Annotated in this window: 13 protein-coding genes and 1 pseudogene; 4 read left to right on the forward strand and 10 right to left on the reverse strand. The window is 61.4% G+C overall.

All coding sequences use genetic code 11. The features are described 5' to 3' along the window. Positions 1-74 precede the first annotated feature (74 nt). The gene (gene ppc / locus ACNAZA_RS15465; RefSeq protein ID WP_415797433.1) at positions 75-2,912 is read left to right on the forward strand and encodes a phosphoenolpyruvate carboxylase; all 2,838 of its coding nucleotides are present in this window, start codon (positions 75-77) and stop codon (positions 2,910-2,912) included. Between the two features lie 229 nt (positions 2,913-3,141). Here the strand turns inward: ppc and flhC are convergent, their stop codons facing one another. From flhC to ACNAZA_RS15500, 7 genes and pseudogenes are all read right to left on the reverse strand, one after another. Next, a complete protein-coding gene (flhC, locus tag ACNAZA_RS15470; protein WP_415797435.1) occupies positions 3,142-3,693 on the reverse strand; it encodes a flagellar transcriptional regulator FlhC in 552 nt (183 codons plus the stop codon). A gap of 30 nt (positions 3,694-3,723) precedes the next feature. After that, positions 3,724-4,050, reverse strand: a complete 327-nt coding sequence (flhD, locus tag ACNAZA_RS15475; RefSeq protein ID WP_120970093.1) for a flagellar transcriptional regulator FlhD — start codon at positions 4,048-4,050, stop codon at positions 3,724-3,726. Between the two features lie 693 nt (positions 4,051-4,743). Next, positions 4,744-7,061, reverse strand: a pseudogene (locus ACNAZA_RS15480) (copper-transporting P-type ATPase). A gap of 356 nt (positions 7,062-7,417) precedes the next feature. After that, the gene (copD, locus tag ACNAZA_RS15485; RefSeq protein ID WP_415797436.1) at positions 7,418-8,344 is read right to left on the reverse strand and encodes a copper homeostasis membrane protein CopD; all 927 of its coding nucleotides are present in this window, start codon (positions 8,342-8,344) and stop codon (positions 7,418-7,420) included. 4 nt (positions 8,345-8,348) lie between these two features. Then, on the reverse strand, positions 8,349-8,735 hold the full coding sequence (gene copC / locus ACNAZA_RS15490) for a copper homeostasis periplasmic binding protein CopC (RefSeq protein ID WP_415797437.1): 387 nt from the start codon (positions 8,733-8,735) through the stop codon (positions 8,349-8,351). 50 nt (positions 8,736-8,785) lie between these two features. Next, positions 8,786-9,541, reverse strand: a complete 756-nt coding sequence (locus ACNAZA_RS15495) for a copper resistance protein B (RefSeq protein ID WP_415797514.1) — start codon at positions 9,539-9,541, stop codon at positions 8,786-8,788. A 248-nt stretch (positions 9,542-9,789) separates the two neighbouring features. Continuing rightward, the gene (locus tag ACNAZA_RS15500; protein WP_415797438.1) at positions 9,790-11,727 is read right to left on the reverse strand and encodes a copper resistance system multicopper oxidase; all 1,938 of its coding nucleotides are present in this window, start codon (positions 11,725-11,727) and stop codon (positions 9,790-9,792) included. On the opposite strand from ACNAZA_RS15500, the gene ACNAZA_RS15505 reads away from it, so the two are divergent. Beyond that, positions 11,726-11,995: a hypothetical protein gene (locus ACNAZA_RS15505; RefSeq protein WP_415797439.1), complete on the forward strand. Its 270-nt coding sequence runs from the start codon at positions 11,726-11,728 to the stop codon at positions 11,993-11,995. The two genes, ACNAZA_RS15500 and ACNAZA_RS15505, sit on opposite strands and share 2 nt — an antisense overlap. A 303-nt stretch (positions 11,996-12,298) precedes the next feature. Here ACNAZA_RS15505 and ACNAZA_RS15510 read toward each other — a convergent pair whose 3' ends face one another. From ACNAZA_RS15510 to ACNAZA_RS15520, 3 genes are all read right to left on the reverse strand, one after another. Next, positions 12,299-13,210, reverse strand: coding sequence for a sulfurtransferase (locus ACNAZA_RS15510; protein ID WP_415797440.1), 912 nt, complete (start codon positions 13,208-13,210; stop codon positions 12,299-12,301). Positions 13,211-13,298: 88 nt separating this feature from the next. Continuing rightward, entirely contained in the window at positions 13,299-14,213 is a 915-nt protein-coding gene (locus ACNAZA_RS15515; protein ID WP_415797441.1) for a DMT family transporter, read from the reverse strand. 87 nt (positions 14,214-14,300) lie between these two features. After that, a complete protein-coding gene (locus ACNAZA_RS15520) occupies positions 14,301-15,440 on the reverse strand; it encodes an aromatic ring-hydroxylating oxygenase subunit alpha (RefSeq protein ID WP_120970077.1) in 1,140 nt (379 codons plus the stop codon). A 416-nt stretch (positions 15,441-15,856) separates the two neighbouring features. On the opposite strand from ACNAZA_RS15520, the gene xseB reads away from it, so the two are divergent. Together xseB and ACNAZA_RS15530 are read left to right on the forward strand one after the other, a co-directional pair. Further along, positions 15,857-16,096: an exodeoxyribonuclease VII small subunit gene (gene xseB / locus ACNAZA_RS15525; protein ID WP_120970074.1), complete on the forward strand. Its 240-nt coding sequence runs from the start codon at positions 15,857-15,859 to the stop codon at positions 16,094-16,096. A 40-nt stretch (positions 16,097-16,136) separates the two neighbouring features. Continuing rightward, complete coding sequence (locus ACNAZA_RS15530; protein WP_415797443.1) at positions 16,137-17,075, forward strand: polyprenyl synthetase family protein; 939 nt, start codon at positions 16,137-16,139, stop codon at positions 17,073-17,075. Positions 17,076-17,077 lie beyond the last annotated feature (2 nt).

Here is a 17,077-nt window from a genome sequence, read left to right on the forward strand (position 1 = left end):
TGCTGTATCTGGCAAGGTAACAGGGAATGCTAGCATGGCGCGCTGACCTATACAGACCCCTAGGAGAATCGTCGATGCCTGCTGCCCGCCCCAAGCCGACCGTGCCAACCGACAAGCCGGTGCGCAAGACGGACAAGGATTTACCGCTGATAGAAGACATACGTTTGCTGGGACGCATTCTGGGCGATGTGATCCGCGAGCAGGAGGGTGAAGCCGCTTTTGCGCTGGTCGAGCAGGTGCGCCAGCTCTCCGTGGCCTTTCGCCGCGACGCCGATGAGTCCGCCGACAAAGCGCTCAAAAAATTGCTCAAGGGCCTGTCCAGCGACCAGACGGTGAGCGTGATCCGCGCCTTCACCTATTTCTCGCATCTGGCCAATCTGGCCGAGGATCGCCACCATATCCGCCGTCGCGCCGTGCACGAACGTGCCGGCAACACGCAGGAGGGCAGCATCGAGGTGGCGCTGGCCCGCTTGCGCTGGGCCGGCATCTCTGCAGGAACGGTGGCCAAGACCCTGGGCAAGAGCTTTGTCTCGCCGGTGCTCACGGCCCACCCCACCGAGGTGCAACGCCAGAGTATTCTGTCGGCCGAGCGCAGCATTGCCCAGCTGCTGGCCGAGCGCGACGACATTCTGATGCGGGCCCAGCTCTACAACAGCGCCAAGGATGCGCTGACCCCGCGCGAGCTGGCCCGGGTCGAGGCGCAGCTGCGCGCCCGCGTGGCCCAGCTGTGGCAGACGCGGCTGCTGCGCCACTCCAAGCTCACCGTGGCCGATGAGATCGAGAATGCGCTGTCGTATTACGAAGCCACGTTTCTGCACGAAATTCCCAAGATCTACGCGCAACTGGAGCAGGAACTGGGGCAAGAGCTGCCGGAGCGCAGCTTTTTACGCATGGGCCAGTGGATTGGCGGCGACCGCGACGGCAACCCCTTTGTGACGGCCGAGAGTCTGGAGCTGGCGCTCTCGCGCCAGGCCGATGTGGCGCTGCGCCACTATCTGCGCGAGGTGCACTATCTGGGTGGCGAGTTGTCGCTGTCGGCCGGCCTGGTGCCGATCACGCCTGCGATGCAGGTGCTGGCCGAAACTTCGCCCGACCAGAATGTGCACCGCAGCGACGAGCCTTACCGCCGCGCCCTGACCGGCATTTACGCGCGCCTGGCCGCCACGCTCAAGAGCCTGACCGGCGGCGAGGCCGCCCGCCATGCCGTGGCGCCGCAGAACGCCTATGCCTCGGCGGCCGAGTTTCTGGCCGACCTGCAAATCATCGATGACTCGCTTTCGCACTCGCATGGCGATGTCCTGGCGCCCCAGCGCCTGCGCCCCTTGATGCGCGCCGTGCAGGTGTTCGGCTTCTATCTGGCCACGGTGGATTTGCGCCAGAGTTCGGACAAGCACGAAGAAGTCATCCAGGAGCTGCTGGCCATCGCCAAGGTGGAGACCGACTACAGCAGCCTGCAGGAAGACGCCAAGTGCGCGCTGCTGGTGCGCCTGCTGGAAGATGCCCGCCCCTTGCGCGTGGTCGGCGCCGCGTACTCGGAGCATGCCCGCAGCGAGCTGGCCATTTTCGAAGCGGCCAAGCGTTTGCGCGAGCGTCAGGGCGCGGAAGCGATTCGCCACTGCATCATCAGCCACACCGAAACTGTGAGCGATTTGCTGGAAGTGCTGCTGCTGCAAAAGGAAGTGGGCCTGATGCGCGGCACGCTGGACGAGGTGGCCCACTGCGATCTGATCGTGGTGCCGCTGTTCGAGACCATTGAAGACCTGCGCAATGCCGAACCCATCATGCGCCGCTACTACCAGTTGCCAGGCATTGCCGAGATGGTCAGGCGCAGCGGCGGCGAACAGGACATCATGCTGGGCTATAGCGACAGCAACAAGGACGGAGGCATTTTCACCAGCAACTGGGAGCTGTACCGCGCCGAGATTGCGTTGGTCGAGTTGTTTGACGAACTGGCCGACCACTACGGCATTCAACTGCGCATGTTCCATGGCCGCGGCGGTACCGTGGGGCGCGGCGGCGGCCCCAGCTACCAGGCCATTCTGGCCCAGCCCCCGGGCACGGTGCGCGGTCAGATTCGCCTGACCGAGCAGGGCGAAGTCATTGCCTCCAAATACTCCAACCCCGAAATCGGCCGCCGTAACCTGGAGACGCTGGTCGCCGCCACGCTGGAAGCCACCTTGCTGCAGCCCACCAAGCCTGCCACCAAGGCATTTCTGGAAGCGGCTGCCTTTCTGTCCGAAGCCAGCATGGGCGCTTACCGCGCTCTGGTGTACGAGACTCCGGGCTTTACCAGTTACTTTTTCAGCAGCACGCCGATACGCGAAATTGCCGAACTCAATATCGGCTCCCGTCCTGCATCGCGCAAGGCCACGCAAGCCATCGAGGACTTGCGTGCCATTCCCTGGGGCTTCAGCTGGGGCCAGTGCCGGCTGACCTTGCCGGGCTGGTATGGTTTTGGCGCCGCCATTGAGGCCTTTATCCACCGCCCCGGCAAGGATGCCAAGGCCCAGTTGGCGCTGCTGCAGAAGATGTACCGCCAATGGCCGTTTTTCCGCACGCTGCTGTCGAATATCGACATGGTGCTGGCAAAGAGCGATCTGAACCTGGCTTCGCGCTACAGCGAGCTGGTCACCGACACGCGCTTGCGCCGCCGCATCTTTGGCCAGATCGAGACCGAATGGCAGAGCACGGTGGAGGCCCTGGTCTCCATCACCGGAGACAAGCAGCGTCTGGCCCACAACTCGGCCCTGGCGCGCTCGATTCGCCACCGCTTTCCCTATATCGACCCGCTGCACCATCTGCAGGTGGAGCTGGTGCGCCGCTGGCGCGCAGGGCAGACGGATGACCGCGTGAAAAACGGGATTCACCTGTCTATCAACGGCATTGCGGCCGGGGTGCGCAACACGGGTTGAGGTTGTCAGGATGCTCTTGAATCAGGAGCATCTTGCGATGATGCATAAAGGGTTTAGGCAAATTAATGCTTAAAACCATTTGTTGTATGGCGCTACCAGCTATGAAAGTTGAAGATGTCTCAAACAAGCACGCTCCAAGAGCGAGACATCAAGCAAGCGCCGCCGCGCAGCGAGGATGTCGTCCCCCTCGGGGGGAAGCGGCGTAGCCGCTCAGGGGGGAGTCAATCCCTCAGTGCAACATGAGGGAACCGGGCGCCTTGCTCTTGCCTGCACGCGCCGGTGGATTGCACAGGCCGCACTGGTAGTGCTTGGCGTTTTCATAGGGCTCGGTGACAAACTGGCCCTTGCAGATCGAGCACTGGGTGCGGGACAGCATCTGCGCGTCCACGAACTTCACCAGGCGCCAGGCGCGGGTGAAGGACAGCAGCACTTCCAGCTCGGCGGTCTGAATCTGTTCGGTGTAGAGACGGTAGGCCTTGGTCAGCTGTTCCACCGAATCCATCTCTGCACCCTTGGCCAGGTATTCATAGATGTTGAGAAACAGCGAGCTGTGCACATTCTCTTGCCAGGTCAGAAACCAGTCGGTGGAAAACGGCAGCTGACCCTTGGACGGGGACTTGCCCGAGATTTCCTTGTACAGGCGGATCAGACGCTCATAGGACAGCGTGGTCTCGGATTCCAGCACCTGCATGCGGGCGCCCATCTCTATGAGCATGGCAGCGCGCTCGATCTGGCGCGATTCGTTCAGGACGCTCTTGACGGCGGATTTTGCGGCGGGCATAAGGCTTCTCCTCCCTGTTGTTCTGAGTGCTTACAGCACTTCGGAGACGCGGCTGGCCATCAGGATGTTGGCGTGCAAGGTGTTGGTGGCCGCATTGCCGATCTTGTTGCTGCTGTGGTTGGTCAGCAGGCTCCAGACCATTTCATCGTCCACGCGGAAGCTGGCCAGCAGCGTGCTGCGTGAAGCCAGCTTGAGCACCTGGGCCGAGGACAGCGAGGCCAGCAGGTCGCAGGATTCTTCGTTCAGGCCCAGGCGGAACACGGCCTCTGACTTGTCCTGGCGAATCAGGGTTTGAGCCAGCATCAGGTAAGTGAGGTTGGCTTCGCGGATTTCGGCAAGCAGTTGTTCGTTGTTCATGGGACCGTCCTTTCAATCACTACAGACAGATCACATGAACTTGCACAGCGTTGAACCTGTTGCGATCTGTTGGAATGGATTGTGTTTCAGGCCCAAATCAAACTGAAGTCGGGGCAGGTCGGTGCGTAGCGTCTGGTTGCGCCACGGGGTTTGTCAGTTTTCCCTTACGCGGCTGCCATCCTGGCTGCCTACTTTGCCGGCGGAACTTGTCCGGTCCTGGCAAAAGCGGTCGTGTGCTTTTACGCTTTGGCGATCGAGCAAGCTGTTGACCTGGCGATTGGCCTCGTCAGTGAGCTCGCGTTGGGGCTGCCGCTGATGACCCTCGCTATTGTGCTTGGCCGGCGTTCGAACCATCGCTCAAACAAGCGGTGACTGGTGCGGCTTATCGGCCAAACCATGACAAAGACTGGACAGGATTTGCTACGCAATTAAGAGCGTTTTAAAAGGCGGCCGAGCGCCCATGTCGGCCTAGACCAAGCTGCTCAGGCAATGCATGCGGCACAGCATGGGATGATGCTTGCCTGGCTGCAAACATCGTTGCGACCGAATACCTTCTTGCTCCAGACTGCATTGCCGGATTATGGAGAGGGGAGGCAGTTGCGAGGCTGCCATCACCCGTGGTTGTGCGGAGGTATTTGCCAACGGCCAGCTGGCGTGTGCAGTATCTCTCGCCCGTCTAAGAAAGAAAACGGCTTACTTTTTCAAGCGCAGCGCATTGAAGATCACCGACACGGAACTCAAACTCATCGCCAGTGCTGCAATCATGGGCGACAGCAGCCATCCGGTGAACGGGTACAGAACCCCGGCTGCAATCGGCACGCCAATGCCGTTGTAAAAAAGGCAAACAGCAAGTTCTGTCGCATATTGCGCACCGTGTCGGTGGAGATTTCACGCGATTGCGCGATGCCGCGAAGGTCTCCCTTGACCAAGGTGATCTGGCCGCTGTTCATGGCCACATCGGTGCCTGTGCCCATGGCCACGCCCACATCGGCCTTGGCCAGCGCAGGTGCATCATTGATGCCGTCCCCGGCCATGGCGACCACATGGCCTTCTTGCTGCAGTCGCTCTACCAAGGCCAGTTTGTCGGCGGGTTTGACTTCGCCATGCACTTCGTCAATGCCCAGCCTTGCTGCCACGGCCTTGGCTGTGGTCAGTCCGTCCCCAGTCGCCATGACGATGCGCAAGCCGCTGGCATGCAGGGCCTGGATGGCATCGGGCGTGGTGGTCTTGATGGGGTCTGTCACCGCCAGGATGCCGGCAAAGCTGCCATCAACGGCCAGGTGCATGATGCTCGCTCCTTCCCCGCGCAGGCGCTCTGCATCGGCCTGCAGCAGCGTTACCGATACGCCTTCTTGCTCCATCAGCGCCGTGTTGCCCAAGGCCAATCGGCGTCCTTCTACAGAGCCCCGCACGCCAATGCCGCTGCCAGATTCGAAGTCCTCAGGCTTGGCAAGCAAAAGGCCTTTTGCGCGCGCCGCACTGACGATGGCATCGGCCAGCGGGTGTTCGCTGCCCTGATCCAGGCTGGCGGCCAGCCGCAACACCTCATCGGGGGTGAATTCGGGCGCAGCAATGGCCTGGTCGAATGCCGGCTTGCCTTCCGTGAGCGTGCCGGTCTTGTCTACGATCAATATGTCCACTTCGCGCATTTTCTCGATGGCACCGGCATCACGGAACAAAATGCCTTGCTTGGCTGCGCGACCGGTAGCCACCATGACCGACATGGGTGTCGCCAATCCCAGAGCGCAGGGGCAGGCGATGATGAGTACTGCTACCGCATTGATCAGGCCGAATACCCAACTGGGTTCCGGCCCGAAAAGACCCCAGGCAAGGAAGGTTGCGACCGCGACCAGCACCACGAACAAGACAAATTTGCCTGCAACCACATCGGCCATGCGCTGCATCGGCGCCTTGGAGCGCTGGGCAGAAGCCACCATTTGCACGATCTGCGACAGCATGGTGGCCGAGCCCACTTTTTCAGATCTCATGATCAAGGCGCCGCTGGTATTGAGCGTCGCGCCTATGATCTGGTCGCCAGCGCGTTTGGTGACAGGCACAGGCTCTCCTGTCAGCATCGACTCATCGACTGCGCTTTGGCCTTCTGTGACGATGCCGTCAACAGGCACTTTTTCTCCGGGGCGCACACGCAGCAAGTCGCCAACGTGCACGTGATTGAGCGGCACATCTTCCTCGCTGCCATCCGCATTGATGCGCCGCGCAGACTTTGGTGCCAGGCCAAGCAGGGACTTGATCGCCGCCGAGGTTTGAGAGCGCGCCTTCAGCTCGATGATCTGGCCAAGCATGGTCAGGGAAATAATGACCACCGCAGCTTCAAAATACACAGCAACGCGACCCATTGACACAAACGAGCTGGGAAACACGTCCGGCATCACGGTGGCGACAACGCTGTAGACAAAGGCGGCGCCGGTTCCCAAGCTGATGAGCGTCCACATGTTCGGACTGCGATGGATGATCGATTGCCAGCCTCTTGCGAAGAAGGGCCATCCTGTCCATAGAACCACCGGCAAGGACAAAACCAGTTCCACCCAGGTTTGGGTCTGGGCGTCAAACCATCCCAGGCGATGGCCCAACATGGCGAGCGTGGCCACAATCAGCGTAAGCGGGAGCGTCCACCAGAAGCGTCTCTGGAAATCTTGCAGCTCGCTGTGCTCGTCCTCGTCCACCGGAATCACCGGTTCCAGCGTCATGCCGCACTTGGGGCAGTTGCCAGGGTGATCTTGCTGCACCTCAGGGTGCATGGGACAGGTGTAGATCGTTGCCGCTGCTGCCTGCACAGGATCGCTTTGCGCAGGCCCCTCTCTATGAACAGCCGTCTGATGGACATGTGGGTGCCTGCTGCCATGAGCTTGCTCGCCCTGAGATTCAGGCACTAAATGCATCTGGCATTTGGGGCAGCGTCCAGCGTGATCCTGACGGACTTCGGGGTGCATGGGGCAGACATAGAGCGCACTGGGGCCTGCCTGGTGTAGCGACTGGGAGGGCTCGGTCATGCCTGGCACGGAGTCTTTTTCCGAATTCGCGGGTGCCGTGCTCTGCTGCGGATCGGCAGACTGCGGCGACGATCGATGCTGATGATGGTTCATGCAAATGTTCTCCATGCTGCGGACTCGATCTCTGGCGGCTATGCCAGGTCAAAGTCAGGCCACAAGCGATTCGACAGAAAATCTTCACCCGTCCGTTACGGCAGGCTGATGGTCGCGATGCGTCAGGCGATGCGTCAGGCGATGCGTTTGGCATTCGCGCAGCGCTGCTCCAGCGAGCGAGCATCTACGTTGGCTGATGTCTGAGCCAGAGCGCCACTGGTCGCCGAGCATTCCTGTGCGGTCAAACCATTTCGCTTGACCGATCAAACTCCTTTCGGCGAAAGAATGCCAAGCCATGCCACACTGGTCAGAACCAGCACTGCCAGCGTCGCTTCGGTGAACAGGCTTTGCCGCAGTTTGGCGACGGCTTGGCCATGGTTTCCGGTCTTCAGCGAGGCAGCCAAGGCTGGGCTCAAGCGGAACCGGTTCGCGGCCGCCAATGCCAACATGCCGCCAAACAAGGCCAGCTTTCCCAGTAGCAGCCGGCCATAAAGTGTCGAGACCAGCGGCTCAAGCACGGGCCCGGCAATCAGCAGATAGTTGAGGATGCCGCTCAAGGTGAGAACCAGCACGATCAGCGTACCGATGCGGGCGAAGCCATTCGATGTACGACTCAATATCCGAACCGTGTCCTGGGCAGCGCCTGCTTTCACCATGGCCAGTATCAGGAATGCCAGCAAAGCTCCCACCCATGCGCCTGCGGCCCAGAGGTGAGCGATGTCCGAAGCAAGATGGATGACTCCGCGTACGCCGTCGTCCATGGCGCCATGGCCTGCCCAGGCCAGTGTCGATAGCGCCACGCCGCTGGATGCCGTCATGGCGGCAAAGCGCCGTGCAGGATTGAGGGCCCATGCGGCCATCAGTGCGCACAGCAGCAGCGCCAAGATGCGAACGCACCAAGCCAGGCCCATGGAGGTGTCCAGCATGAGCATCTGGACAATGGGTAGCGACAGTTCCGAGTAGTCCTGCGCGCCGGACAATGCCTTGGCAAGGCGCGTCATGCCAATGATTGACAGCCCCATGCCCATGACTGCGAATACGCCTACACAGATTCGATACCGACGTGAAATCGCCAAGGACCGCTCGTCGTGGCCCAGGGCATAGACACCGAACAGGGCGACGCCGAAGGCGGCCGCCATGTTCAGATAGAGCGCGAGGCGCAATCCGATGGTGAGCCAATCCTCCGCCATTGGCTTACTTCACCTGGAAATTGATGTTGCCGTTGATCACATGCGTATCCGCGGAAACGGCACGCCAGTCCACGCGATACGAGCCGGATTGCAGTGCCTGTGCCGGCGAGATCACCATGGTCTTGCCGTCGCTGGCACCCGAAACGCTGGCATTGATCTTCATTGCACCGTGATCCGGCATGCCGGCCATGCCGGTCATGACGAGGTTTGCTGCCGAAAATTGGGGAACCAGCGTTTCTGAGAACTTCAGCTCGATGCTCGCCGGTGCGGCCACCTGGGACTTGTCTGCAGGCGACGAGGAAACCAGTGAAGGGTGGGCCAATGCGGCAGTGGCAAACAGGCCGGCGGCAATCGGTGCAAGGAACTTGGCGAAGATATGTGAGTGCGTCATAAAGCCTCCTACCTCAGTGTGCGAGAGTGGTTGAAAACAGGATGTCGAAACTAGAACCAGAAACGTACGCCGGCCACCCAGCGTGTTTGCTGGGAGCGGCTGCCTTCTGCGCGCACATAGTCCGCGGTACGCCCGAAACTGCCGCTGCGTTCCACACCGATATAGGGTGCGAACTGACGGCTGAATTCATAGCGCAGACGCAGGCCTGCGGATGCTTCTGAGAGGCCCCGGCCTATACGTCGTTCCGGGTCGTCCTTGCCATAGAACTGCAACTCGGCTCTGGGCTCCAGGATCAGGCGCTGGGTCAGCAGCAATTCGTAGCTGGCATTGATGCGCAGAGCCGTTCTGCCGCCGTTGCCCACATAGGCCGTGGTCTCCAACTCAAACCAATAGGGGGCCAGGCCCTGCACGCCAAACGCCAGCCACTGACGGCTGGGGCCTGTGCCGTTGTCCAGTCGCAGACCCAGCTGCGTATCCCAGTAGCTTGTGAAGGCACGGCCCCAGAGGAGCTCGGTCCGCGCTTCTTCGAGCTTGCCTTTGGCGATATCACCTTCGGCCTTGATGACAGCCTTGTTGAAGGAGGTGCCAAACCAGGCTTGCAGGTCGTAGGTCGTGGAATCCTCTCCCTTGCGTGAAAAGCGGCGTTCCAGCGTTTCGCCGCGCAGCGATGCAAAAGTGTGCTCGTCAGCCAGCACCAGGCGCGGCACGCCAGGTACGGCATAGTCGCCCGAGCCCAATTGCAGGCCGTCGGAGTAAGCGTGCGGGTCGCGAGAGTCGGGTGGGGCCGATCCCCCTTGCATCTGCATTTTTCCATGGTCCATGGCCGGGGCTGCTGGCGCTGCAGCGCCGCCTGCCGAAGCGGCGTGAGCTGCATGGGGATCCGTACCAATGGGGGCCGCCGTGGCTGGCGGCGCAGCCATCTGGGGGGCGGCCTGACCATGTGCTGCATGGTCTTTGTGCTTGTGCAGCCATGCTCAGCAAGGTCAGCAAGGCGGTGCTCAGAGCGCGAATGGGGAGTGCGTTGGACATGATGGATTTCCCTTGTGAGTTCTTTTCAAGACACTACGACTTCGCGGAACATGCCTGCATCCATGTGGAACAGCAGATGGCAGTGCCAGGCCCAGCGCCCCAGTGCGTCTGCCGTCACGAGAAAGCTGATGCGTTGTGCAGGCTGTACCGGCAAGGTGTGGCGACGAGCGAGGAAGCGACCATCCGGGCTTTCCAGTTCGCTCCACATGCCATGCAGGTGCATGGGGTGGGTCATCATGGTGTCGTTGTGCAAGATGACGCGCAGACGCTCTCCATGGCGGAAATGCACCGGTGTGGACTGCCCGAACTCCAGTCCATCCAGGGACCAGGAGTTGCGTTCCATGCTGCCCGTTAGGTGCAGCTCCACCTCGCGGCCGGGACCACGGGAATCCATGGGGCCTGAAGGAGTGTGCAGATCGGCGAGGGTCAGCACGCGCCTGCCGTTGTTGCGCAGGCCGATGCCTGGATCGTCGAGGTTGGTGCGCGCCATATCCACGCGCATGTCGGTGCTCGCGCCATACTCGGTGCGTGCATGGCGCGCCGTGGTGCTGGGCACGGCCAATGGGCCCGCAGGCATGGCATGCTGGCCGCTCATGCCGCTCATGCCGCTCATGCCGCTCATGCCGCTCATGCCGCTCATGCCGCTCATGCCGCTCATGGCTCCGTGATCCATCCCTGCCATTGAACCGGCACCCATGCCACCCATGGCGCCATGATCCATCCCGGCCATCGAACCGGCGCTCATGCTTGTCATCCCGGTCATCCCGGTCATCCCGGTCATCTCGTGGCCGGATGCCCCGCCGCCCATGGCACCCATCATGTCGCCCATGCCCAGCCACTCGACCGGGTCGGTTGCGGGAACCGGGGCTTGCAGACCTTCACGCACTGCCAGCGTGGCCCGTGCGTAGCCCGATCTGTCCATGGATTGGGCGAAGATGGTGTAGGCCTCATCACGCGGCTCGACGATCACATCAATGGTTTCGCCCGGGCCGAAACGGAATTCATCCACCGTCACCGGTTCCACATCAAGGCCGTCAACATGCACCACGGTGAGCTTCAGTCCGGGAATACGAACGTCATAGAAGGTGTTGCCTGCACCGTTGACCATGCGCAGCCGGACACGCTCGCCGGGGCGAAACAGTGCCGTCCAGTTACCGGCTGGCGTGACGCCGTTGGCCAGATAGGTCAGCGTTGCGGACGACAGATCGGCCAGATCCGTGGGATTCATGCGCATCTCGTTCCACATCTTGCGCTTTTCAAGCGCTGCGGATACGCCGTCGCGCGAGGCATCGCGAAAGAAGTCGAAGACCGTTGGCTGGTTGTAGTTGTAGTAGTCGCTCTGGACCTTGAGCTTGGCGAAGACGCGCATGGGGTCTTCGTCAGTCCAGTCGGAGAAAACCACGACGTGGTCACGATCTGCGCGAATGGTCTGCGGTCCGGCGGGATCAATGATGATCGCGCCGTACATGCCGGTCAGCTCCTGCATGCCGGAGTGAGAGTGGTACCAGTACGAGCCGTTTTGCTGGACTTTGAAACGATAGGTGAAAGTCTCTCCGGGCGCGATGCCGGCAAAGCTGATGCCGGGAACGCCGTCCATTTGATAGGGCAGGATGATGCCGTGCCAGTGAATGGAGGTTGCCTCGCGCAGCTTGTTCGTGACGCGGATGGTCACGGTCTCGCCTTCGCGCCAACGCAGGGTTGGTGCAGGCAGCGAGCCGTTGATGGTGGTGGCAATGCCGGGCTTGCCGGTGAAGTTCACCGGCGACTCAGCGATCACCAGATCGAATTCATTGCCTCTCAATACCGGCGGGGCGCCACGCACGGTTGAGCTCTGTTGTGCGAATGCGCTCAGCGTCTGCGCTGACAAGCCGGCCAATACACCTCCAGCAGCCAAGCCCTGAACAAAGCGTCGGCGAGAAAAACCCTGAGCAGGGGTCACTAGAAATGGCGAATGACGTGGCATGAATGAATCCTCCAGAAAGTCGTTTTCAGCGCCGTCAATTTTTTGGAGCGCCGACTTCAGTACATGGTTTGCATGCTATGGACTGCTGAATTTCGAAAGGATGACCCGCTGGTTACATTCAAGTAATGTTCGCGTCATGATCGTGGCCCTACCTGCGAAGCTTCAAGCGCCCAAGCTGGCTGCGGGCGACATTTGTCTGGGAAGCAAACTGTGGTCTGGACTTGATCAACTGCGCCTGGTGATGCTGTCTTTGTCAGAATGCATCTGAATGACATGACGGGCTGGCCGAGGCAATGCCGATGAAACCCGCGCAACGATGCATTCGCCTGTTTGCATCGATGCGGTTTTCATGGGGCCTCTGAGCTTGGATCCCTGGGCTGTGAGGGGAACCGCGCCCAATGCGTTCCGGCAGGTGCGGATATTGCAAACTGGTGCACTGCGGCGGCTCAAGGTCGAACTGCGATGTGGGGCAAGATCAACAAGGAACGCAGTTACAGCCACCGCAGCTTCGACAGGCGGTCATTGGCAGTGGCCAGAGCGCCTTGCGCGCTCTTTAGGTTCTTGGCGCGGCTCAGCCGCGTTCTATCGGGCGGTCGAGCTGGCTGCACCATTCGCTCCAGCTGCCGGCAAACAAGGCGGTGGGTGCAAAACCCGCGATGCGCATGGCCAGTACATTGGGCGTGGCGCTGACACCGCTGCCGCACTGATGAACCACGCCGGCAGGATCGCGTCCGGCCAGCAGCTCTTCAAACTCGGCGCGCAGCAGGGCTGCGGGCTTGAAGCGCCCATCGGCGGCGATATTGCTGGAGAAAGGGCGGTTCAGTGCGCCCGGAATATGGCCGGCCACAGGGTCCAGCGGCTCCACCTCGCCGCGGTAGCGGGCAGGGGCGCGGGCGTCGATCAAGGTTTGGGCGCTCTGGCCCAGCTCGGCCTGCACCTGATCAGCGGTCTTGAGCGTTTCCAGTGGCGCAGTCAGCTCGAAATTGGACTGGAAGCGTGCAGGCTCTTCGCCCGCATTCACGCTCTGGCCTGCGGCCTGCCAGGCTTGCAGCCCGCCGTCGAGCAGGGCGACGGCATCGTGACCGGCCCAGCGCAGCATCCACCACAGGCGACCGCAGTAATTGGCGTTGTTCCTGTCATAGACCACGGCTTGCATATCGTTGGAAAAACCGATGGCCGACAGCCAGACGGCAAAACGCTCGCGTGTGGGCAGGGGGTGGCGTCCGCCGGAGGCAGCCTGGCCGCTGATGGCCACTTCGCCGTGTGCGCCGGGCACGCCATGCGGGGCGCTGAGGTGTTTGTCCAGATCGGCAAACACGGCGTCTGGAAGATGGGATTGCAGATACTGCTCATGGCCTGCGGGCGGGTTCATGAGATCAAAACTGCAGTCAAACACCATCAGAGGCTTGCCGCTGGCCTGCAGATCGGCCAGTTGCTCGGCGGAAATCAGGGTGTTGTAGTGCTCGGGTCTGGAAGTCGTCATGGATTGCTGCTCCGAAATCAGTAGCGGAAGAGCGCAGGCTCTTCCGTGGGGTGCAATCCATTATGCGGCGGTAGAAGCCGCGAAAGCACTAGCCGCGCGAACGCAAAGCCGTAGCCATGGCACCGCTGAACACGATGATCACAATGCCCACCCAGCCTATCAGGGGGATGCTTTCGCCGAACAGCAGCAAGCTCAGCAGGGCGGCAAACACAATGCCCGAGTACTGCAGATTGGCGACCACCAAGGTGTTGCGCTTGCTGCCTGCCGTGGCGTAGGCCCGGGTCATGCACATCTGTGCCACGGCCGCCAGAACGCCTACCGGCAGCAGCCACAGCACGCTCCAGCCGGGGAAGGGCGAGATGCCGGTAAACAGCATGGTGATGCCGCCTGCCACGGCAGAGCCTAAGGAGAAGTAGAACACCACGCGCGACTCGGGCTCGCCCAGATGGGACAGGGTGGTGACCTGCATATACGCCATGGCGGCAAACATGCCGCCCAGCAGGCCGCCCAGAGCGGCGGCCCATTCCTGCGGCGGAGCACTGCTGGGGCGCAGCACCAGCAGCACGCCGATGAAGCCCAGCACCACGGTGCTGACCAGGCCCCAGGGGAAGGGGGGAATGGCGCGGCTGCTGTGGGGGTTGAGCACATTGTCCTTGCGCATCAGATGGCGCAGCCACAGGCCCTGAAGAATGAGAAAGACCGCCATCCAGATGCTGCTCATGGAGTTGAGCGTGGTGGCGGTGGCCAGCGGCAGATGGCCGATGGCATAGAACCAAGCTCCCATGGAGATGACGCCCACCAAGCTGCGCCAGGCGTGTTCGCGCGGGTACTTGGTGGCCAGGGTCACGTTATTGCGCTTGGCCAGCCAGGCCAGCAAGGCCATGCTGACCAGGCCGCGGTAGAAAATGATCTCGGCGGTGTTGAAGTCCTGGGAGGCAAACTTCACACACACACTCATGAGCGCAAAAATCAGCGCTGCCGCCACCATCCACAAAGCTTGCATACCTTCAACCGATTCAGCATAAAAAATAGCTGCTGCGCTTATTCAACAAGCGCTAGCAGCTATCAGTTTTGAGGGGAATACCTCGAATTAACCTTGGGGGATGGCTTGACCCATCACATCCCGGTACCACTCATGAAAGTGCTGCATGCCGTCTTCCATGGGGCTTTGATAGGGACCGACCTCGTTGTCGCCGCGCTCGAACAAGGCCTTGCGGCCGGCATCCATGCGCTCGGCAATCTCATCGTCTTCGATGCAGGTCTCCATGTAGGCGGCCTTCTGCGCCTTGACGAATTCGGGCTCGAAGGCCGCGATTTCCTCAGGGTAGTAAAATTCCACCACATTGAGCGTCTTGTCCACGGCGAGCGGGTGCAGCGTGGAGACAGTGAGCACGTGCGGATACCACTCCACCATGATGTGGGGGTAGTAAGTCAGCCAGATGGCACCGCGCTCGGGCAACTGGCCTTCGCGGTAGGCCAGCAGCACCTCATGCCAGGTCTTGTAGATGTCCGAGCCCGGACGGCCAAAGCTGGGAGCCACGCCCACGGTCTGCACCGAGTACTGCTTGGAGAACTCCCACTGCAGATCGTCACAGGTCACGAAGTTGCCCAAACCGGGGTGGAAGGGGCCTACGTGGTAGTCCTCCAGATAGACCTCGATAAAGGTCTTCCAGTTGTAGTTGCACTCGTGGATCTCGACGTGGTCGAGCACAAAGCCTTCGAAGCTCAGCTGCTCCTTGAGCTTCATGCCGGCCAGGTCTGACTGCACATCGCGGCCGTTGTCCTCGAACAGTAGCCCATTCCACTCGCGCAGCGGGTAGTTGTTGAGGTTCAGGCAGGGATCGTGGCTGAAATGGGGCGCGCCCAGCAGTTCGCCGCTGGTGTTGTAGGTCCAGCGGTGCAGCGGGCAGACGATGTTGCCGCCCGCATGGCCCTTGCCTTCGGTCAGCAGATTGCCGCGGCCCTTGAGCATCACGGCCTGGCGGTGGCGGCAGACATTGGAGATCAGTTCCACCTGGCCACTGGCGTTGCGCACCAGGGCACGCCCTTCCTTTTCTTGTGGAAGGGCGTAGTAGTCGCCAATCTCGGGGATTGCTAGCTCATGGCCCACATAACGCGGGCCGCGCTTGAAAATGGTTTCCAACTCACGCTCGAACAGAGCCTGGTCGAAATAGCTTGAAACTGGTAGTTGGCTTGCGGCCTGCTGCAGTTGAAGACTTAAATCAGACATGACCTGACCTAAAGACTCCCCACAGGGAGGGTGCGCGTGCGCGCGGGTAAAAAACGAAACCGGCCTTGTCTGGGCATGTGCTCTGGGCAGTTGGGTGGAGTCGCCGCTAAGCTCACCACACGAGATGCCCTGGCAATATGACCAGACCTGGGGCCGGTTTGACGGGGAATGGGATTGTAACCTGTGGGGTTATTTCCGCTGCTTCGGTACGTGTATTGAACTGGTCAAGAGGATGGGGCGCTTACAGTTTGCGCAAACCCGTAATCGCCCCTGGGCTCGGGGCTTGTGGCGCGTGGCGCCATCGTATTTCTTCCCCGGCGGTCATGAATGGTTACCGGCCTTTGTCCGCATTGCGCGCTTTCGTCGCTGGCACGCCTAAAATCGTCGCTTCCTTCCAACACTGCCCCATACCATCCATGCCCAAGGCCGCAGCCGCCAAAACCTCTGCCCAGCCCACCAGCTATGAAGCCGCCCTGCAAGAGCTGGAGCAGCTGATTGCACACATCGAGTCGGGTCAGCTGCCGCTGGAACAGATGCTGACCGGCTATCAGCGCGCAGCTGAGTTGCTGGCCTATTGCCGCGGCAAGCTCGATGCAGTGCAGGAGCAGGTCAAGGTGCTGGATGAAGGCACGCTGTCCCCCTGGACTCAGGACTAGTCCTGGTATTTGCCAGACTCAACGCAGTGAACAAGCGCCCATGAATGCAGAAATGATTGCCGAGCAGCCTCAAGCAGGAGCCGATTTGAAGACCCTGGATTTTTCCGTCTGGATGCTGGAGCGGCTGGCCCGCACCGAAGATGCGCTGTCGCTTTGGGTGGGAGTCAACACTCCCGCAGGTCTGGGCGAAGCCATGCGCTATGCCGTGCTCGATGGCGGCAAGCGCCTGCGCCCCTTGCTGGTCTGGGCGGCTGCCGAGGCCGTGGGTGGCCACGCTGCAGCCACGCTGCGTGCCGGTTGCGCGGTGGAGCTGATCCACGCCTATTCGCTGGTGCACGACGACATGCCCTGCATGGACAACGATGTCATGCGCCGTGGCAAGCCCACCGTGCATGTGCAGTTTGGCGAAGCGTCGGCCCTGCTGGCCGGCGATGCGCTGCAGGCGCTGGCATTCGAGTTGCTGCTGCCCGAGGAGGATGACATTCCCTGCTCCATGCAGGCCAAGCTATGCCGTTTGCTGGGTGCTGCGGCAGGCAGCCATGGCATGGCCGGCGGCCAGGCCATCGATCTGGCCAGCGTGGGCAAGCAGCTGACGGAAAGTCAGCTGCGCGAAATGCACCGTCTCAAAACCGGCGCGCTGCTGCTGGGCAGCGTGCTCATGGGGGCCGCCTGCAATGCGCAGACCGAGGCCAGGGCCATCGAGGCGTTGACCGAGTACGGCCAGGCGCTGGGCGTGGCCTTCCAAGTGGTGGACGATATTCTGGATGTGGTGGCCGACTCCGCCACGCTGGGCAAGACTGCCGGCAAGGATGCCGCCAACGACAAACCCACCTATGTCTCGCTGCTGGGGCTGGAGCGCGCTCGCGCCCATGCCGAGGAGCTGCGTCAGCAGGCGCATGCGGCTTTGGCCCGCAGCGGCCTGGCCGATACGCAGGCCCTGGCCGCCCTGGCTGATATGGTGGTGCAGCGCAGTCATTGATA

This window comes from Comamonas aquatilis, from assembly GCF_965139575.1.
Classification (GTDB): Bacteria; Pseudomonadota; Gammaproteobacteria; order Burkholderiales; family Burkholderiaceae_C; genus Comamonas; species Comamonas aquatilis.

What these genes read in the sequence shown, in the direction of transcription:
- copC (WP_415797437.1), bottom strand. Translation starts at nt 8,735, where the DNA reads ATGACGCACTCACATATCTTCGCCAAGTTCCTTGCACCGATTGCCGCC.
- ACNAZA_RS15520 (WP_120970077.1), bottom strand. Translation starts at nt 15,440, where the DNA reads ATGTCTGATTTAAGTCTTCAACTGCAGCAGGCCGCAAGCCAACTACCA.
- flhD (WP_120970093.1), bottom strand. Translation starts at nt 4,050, where the DNA reads ATGAACAACGAACAACTGCTTGCCGAAATCCGCGAAGCCAACCTCACT.
- ACNAZA_RS15510 (WP_415797440.1), bottom strand. Translation starts at nt 13,210, where the DNA reads ATGACGACTTCCAGACCCGAGCACTACAACACCCTGATTTCCGCCGAG.
- ACNAZA_RS15530 (WP_415797443.1), top strand. Translation starts at nt 16,137, where the DNA reads ATGAATGCAGAAATGATTGCCGAGCAGCCTCAAGCAGGAGCCGATTTG.
- ACNAZA_RS15495 (WP_415797514.1), bottom strand. Translation starts at nt 9,541, where the DNA reads ATGCAGATGCAAGGGGGATCGGCCCCACCCGACTCTCGCGACCCGCAC.
- flhC (WP_415797435.1), bottom strand. Translation starts at nt 3,693, where the DNA reads ATGCCCGCCGCAAAATCCGCCGTCAAGAGCGTCCTGAACGAATCGCGC.
- copD (WP_415797436.1), bottom strand. Translation starts at nt 8,344, where the DNA reads ATGGCGGAGGATTGGCTCACCATCGGATTGCGCCTCGCGCTCTATCTG.
- ppc (WP_415797433.1), top strand. Translation starts at nt 75, where the DNA reads ATGCCTGCTGCCCGCCCCAAGCCGACCGTGCCAACCGACAAGCCGGTG.
- ACNAZA_RS15515 (WP_415797441.1), bottom strand. Translation starts at nt 14,213, where the DNA reads ATGCAAGCTTTGTGGATGGTGGCGGCAGCGCTGATTTTTGCGCTCATG.
- ACNAZA_RS15500 (WP_415797438.1), bottom strand. Translation starts at nt 11,727, where the DNA reads ATGCCACGTCATTCGCCATTTCTAGTGACCCCTGCTCAGGGTTTTTCT.
- xseB (WP_120970074.1), top strand. Translation starts at nt 15,857, where the DNA reads ATGCCCAAGGCCGCAGCCGCCAAAACCTCTGCCCAGCCCACCAGCTAT.
- ACNAZA_RS15505 (WP_415797439.1), top strand. Translation starts at nt 11,726, where the DNA reads ATGAATGAATCCTCCAGAAAGTCGTTTTCAGCGCCGTCAATTTTTTGG.